We start from the raw sequence: 3,821 nt of genomic DNA, 5'->3' as shown, positions 1-3,821 counted from the left end.
GCCGCCGCTCGCCGCCCGACAGCGCCATCGCCGGCGCGTCGCGCAGTCGCGTCAGGCCGAACTCGCCGAGCAGCCGGTCGAGCCGCTCGGCGCGCCTGCCCTTGTCGGGCTCGGAGAGTTCTAGGACGGTCGAGATGTTCTTCTCGACGGACAGGCCGCGGAATATGCTGGTCTCCTGCGGCAGATAGCCCAGGCCCAGGATCGCGCGGCGGTACATCGGCAGTCCGGTGATGTCGGTGCCGTCCAGCATGATGCGGCCCGAATCGGGCTTCACCAGCCCCATCACGGAATAGAAGCACGTCGTCTTGCCCGCGCCGTTGGGGCCGAGCAGCCCGATGACCTCGCCGCGCCCGACCGACACCGACACGTCGGTGAGGACGGTGCGCTTGTCGTAGCTCTTGGCGATCGACACGACCTGCAGCCCGCGCGCGGCCGGCGCCTCGTGGATCGCCTCGAACTCGGCAAGAGTAGGGGGGGCGAGGTTGGAGGGAAGGCTGGCGGTATCGGTCATGGCAGGCGAACGGCCTCGCAGAAGCTGGTTAGCGGACCGTTACCGCAAGGGCGGATGGCAGGGAACATGCATATGGCACAGGTGGCGCGGGCGCACCGCGCCGCGCCATATCGTACTGGGCGACCTACTGCCCGGCCGCGCCGTCCCGCTTGGGCACGGAGAAGGTGCCCGTCACCCGGCCGCCCGGTGCCGCCTGCGTCGCGCCTGGGATGCCGCCGCCGCCCGCCACCGACGACCCGTCGATCACCGCGCGGCCGGTGTCGAGGTTCAGCGTCAGGCGCGATCCGCGGACCACGTTGGCGCCCTGGTGCAGCGTGACGCCGCCCAGCATCGTGATGAGGTGCCGGTTGAGGTCGTACACGCCGAACCTGCCCGTGGCGCTCTGGTCGGGGCGCTTTACCGCCACGTCGCCGGCGGCGTCGAGGCGGGAGACCTGCGGGTTCCCGTCCACGACCTGGCCGGTGTAGGCGACGGTCATCCGCTGCGCGTCCAGCGTCATCTCCGCCTGGGTGACGGCGACATTGCCGGTCAGGACCGCACGGTTCGCCTTGTCCTGCAGCTCGATATGGTCGGCGCCGAACGCGATCGGCGCGTTGGAGTCATGGCGCGACTGGGCCGCCGCCGGGGTGGCTGCGAGGACGGACAGGAACAGGAAGGGCGCGCGCATCGCCGCTACTTCGCGCCTCGCGGCACGATCCGCAAGCGGGCATGGCCGTCGAGCCGCACGTCGCGCCCGTCCAGATCGGCGTCGAGATGGTCGGCGCTGAACACGCCGTTGGGCAGGGTGCCGCCCGCCGCGCCGCCGCTCGCCATCCGCCGCGTCTTGAGGTCCAGCGTCGCATCGTGCGTGTCGAGCCGATAGCCGTGCGGTCCGTCGACCCGGACCGGACCGACGATCGCCACCTTGTCCCCCCCCATGTCGTAGCGGCCGCGGTTCGCCCTGATCGTCGCCGGCCCGTCCGCCAGCCGCAGCGTCGCGGCGAGCGTGCGGATCTGGACGATCGGCTCGGTCGAACTCTTCTGCACCGCCGATCCGGCGTCGAGCGTGAAGGGCTGGCCCTTGCCGTCCTGGCCGCGGTAGCGCGCCGCCTGGATGCGCAGCCGCTCGTGCGCGACCTCCACCTTGTTCTTGTCGAGCACGAAGCTGACGTCGCCGCCGCCGCTCAGCGGTGCCATGACCAGGAACGCGGCGAGCACGCCGATGCCGGCCGGCAGTACGATGCGCAGGAGCGTGACGATCCGGTCGTGGCTGCCGCCCGGCAACGCCCACCGCTGGCGCGCGGTGCGGGCGGGCGGCGCCGGCAAGATCGTGGCCGGGAAGAGGGGCGCCGGCGCCTCAGACATGCGCGAAGATGTCGATCTCCGGCCAGCCGGCGAGGTCGAGCGCCGCGCGGGTGGGCAGGAAGTCGAAGCACGCCTGCGCCAGCTCCATGCGCCCCTCGCGCACCAGCCGCCGTTCCAGCTCGTCGCGCAGCCGGTGGAGGAAGCGGACGTCGGAGGCGGCATAATCCTTCTGCGCGTCGGTGAGCGCGGGCGATCCCCAGTCGGACGACTGCTGCGCCTTGGACACCTCCACCCCCAGCAGTTCGCGCACGAGCTCCTTCAGGCCATGGCGGTCGGTATAGGTGCGCACGAGGCGCGAGGCGATCTTGGTGTCCCATGCCGGCGCGGCGACAACGCCTAGGTAGTGGCGGATCGCGGCGATGTCGAAACGGCCGAAATGATAGAGCTTCAGCCGGTCGGGATCGGCGAGCACCGCCTTCAGCCGCGGCGCGGCATAGTCGCTGCCGGGGGCGAAGCGCACCAGATGCTCGTCGCCCCCCTTGCCATCCGGACCGCCGTCGGACAGCTGGACGACGCACAGCCGGTCGCGCGGGGTCATGAGCCCCATCGTCTCGGTATCGACCGCGATCGCCGTTCCGGGAGAGAAGAGCGTCGCCTCGGGGAGGTCCCCCTCGTGGATATGGACTGCCATCGCGCGGCCCTAGCGGGGCGGGCGCGGCGGCTCAATGGGGCAGGGGAGGGCCGGGCCGCCATTGTCGGGCCGCGTCGGCGGCTATTCCAGTCGCCGCCGCCTCACCAGGTTCAGCGCCTCGACCGCGACGGAGAACGCCATCGCCACGTAGATATAGCCCTTCGGGACGTGGACGCCGAACCCGTCCGCCACCAGCACCAGCCCGATCATCATCAGGAACGCCAGCGCCAGCATCACCACCGACGGCGTGCGCGCGATGAAGTTCGCCAGCGGGTCGGCGGCCAGCAGCATCGTGCCCACCGCGATGACCACCGCGGCCATCATGATCGGCAGCCGGTCGGTCATGCCGACCGCGGTCAGGATCGAATCGATCGAGAACACCATGTCGAGCAACAGGATCTGGACGATCGCGGAACCGACCGACAGCGTGGCGCCGCCGCCGCCACCGTCCTTCCCATGCCCGCCGCCCGGATCCTTGCCCTCGCCCTGGCCTTCGCCCGGACGCTCAAGCGTGTGGTGGATCTCCTGCGTCGCCTTGTAGAGCAGGAACAATCCGCCGCCGATCAGGATCAGGTCGCGCCACGAGAAGTCCGTCGAGAAGCTGGGCTCCCCCCTCGCGTCGGGCGGTCCGCTCAGCCCGAGGTCGATCACCGTCGCGGTCAGCCGCGTCAGCCACGCGATGCCCGACAGCAAGGCGAGCCGCAGCACCAGCGCAAGCCCGATGCCCACCCTGCGCACCCGCGTCCGGTTCGCCGCCGGCAGCTTGTTCGACAGCAGCGAGATGAAGACCAGGTTGTCGATCCCCAGCACCACCTCCAGCAGCACCAGCGTGGCGAGCGCGAGCCAGGCGGCGGGATCGGTCAGCAGCTGGGTCATCGCGCGGCTGTGCCGGTCAGGCCGCGCGCGCGCAAGGATCGGCTATCATCCGATTGGCTGCGAGACGGCAACGAATCTCCCTCGCGGGAAGATGAAAAATGCGATAAGGCGAAAATGAGGCGACCGTGGAACGGCGCCTTATAAGGCTCGTGTCCGTCGTCCGGCTCGGGTTCTTGACAGGTAAAGCCGGGCGCACGTGGAAGACGAACAGGGCATATGAGTTTCGACAAGGGTGGCCGCGGGAACCGTGGCGGGCGTGGCCGCGACAAGCGCGACAGCTTCGGCGGCGGCGAGGAGTTCGGCGGCGGCAGCAGCTTTGGTGGCGGCAGCAGCTTCGGCGGCGGCGGTGATCGCGGCGGCTTCGGCGGCGGCAGCAGCTTCGGTGGTGGCAGCAGCTTCGGCGGCGGCGGTGATCGCGGCGGCTTCGGCGGCGGTGGTGGCGGCTATCGCGGCGGTGGC

6 protein-coding genes are annotated in these 3,821 nt (G+C 70.7%); 1 reads left to right on the top strand and 5 read right to left on the bottom strand.

Features of this window, described 5'->3' with window-relative positions; genetic code table 11:
• The 5 genes from HUV01_RS13540 to HUV01_RS13520 form a co-directional block, all read right to left on the bottom strand.
• A partial coding sequence (locus tag HUV01_RS13540) for an ATP-binding cassette domain-containing protein (RefSeq protein WP_174298746.1) occupies nt 1-511 on the bottom strand: 511 nt, incomplete at its 3' end.
• 124 nt (nt 512-635) lie between these two features.
• Nucleotides 636-1,178, bottom strand: coding sequence for an LptA/OstA family protein (locus HUV01_RS13535; RefSeq protein ID WP_174298745.1), 543 nt, complete (start codon nt 1,176-1,178; stop codon nt 636-638).
• A gap of 5 nt (nt 1,179-1,183) precedes the next feature.
• On the bottom strand, nt 1,184-1,855 hold the full coding sequence (gene lptC / locus HUV01_RS13530; RefSeq protein WP_254606647.1) for an LPS export ABC transporter periplasmic protein LptC: 672 nt from the start codon (nt 1,853-1,855) through the stop codon (nt 1,184-1,186).
• Nucleotides 1,848-2,486, bottom strand: coding sequence for a ribonuclease D (locus tag HUV01_RS13525; RefSeq protein ID WP_174298743.1), 639 nt, complete (start codon nt 2,484-2,486; stop codon nt 1,848-1,850). Before HUV01_RS13525 ends, lptC begins: the two co-directional genes overlap by 8 nt.
• 81 nt (nt 2,487-2,567) lie before the next feature.
• A complete protein-coding gene (locus tag HUV01_RS13520) occupies nt 2,568-3,362 on the bottom strand; it encodes a TerC family protein (RefSeq protein ID WP_174298742.1) in 795 nt (264 codons plus the stop codon).
• Between the two features lie 216 nt (nt 3,363-3,578).
• Between HUV01_RS13520 and HUV01_RS13515 the strand changes: the two genes are divergently transcribed.
• Nucleotides 3,579-3,821: hypothetical protein (locus tag HUV01_RS13515; RefSeq protein ID WP_217431011.1), on the top strand; the 243-nt coding region annotated here is incomplete at its 3' end.

This window comes from Sphingomonas bacterium, from assembly GCF_903643035.1.
Classification (GTDB): domain Bacteria; phylum Pseudomonadota; class Alphaproteobacteria; order Sphingomonadales; family Sphingomonadaceae; genus Sphingomonas.
This window is presented reverse-complemented; position numbering and strand designations above follow the sequence as displayed.

Excerpts from the sequence above, each read along its gene's own strand:
- HUV01_RS13535 (WP_174298745.1), bottom strand. The coding sequence starts at position 1,178 with ATGCGCGCGCCCTTCCTGTTCCTGTCCGTCCTCGCAGCCACCCCGGCG.
- lptC (WP_254606647.1), bottom strand. The coding sequence starts at position 1,855 with ATGTCTGAGGCGCCGGCGCCCCTCTTCCCGGCCACGATCTTGCCGGCG.
- HUV01_RS13525 (WP_174298743.1), bottom strand. The coding sequence starts at position 2,486 with ATGGCAGTCCATATCCACGAGGGGGACCTCCCCGAGGCGACGCTCTTC.
- HUV01_RS13520 (WP_174298742.1), bottom strand. The coding sequence starts at position 3,362 with ATGACCCAGCTGCTGACCGATCCCGCCGCCTGGCTCGCGCTCGCCACG.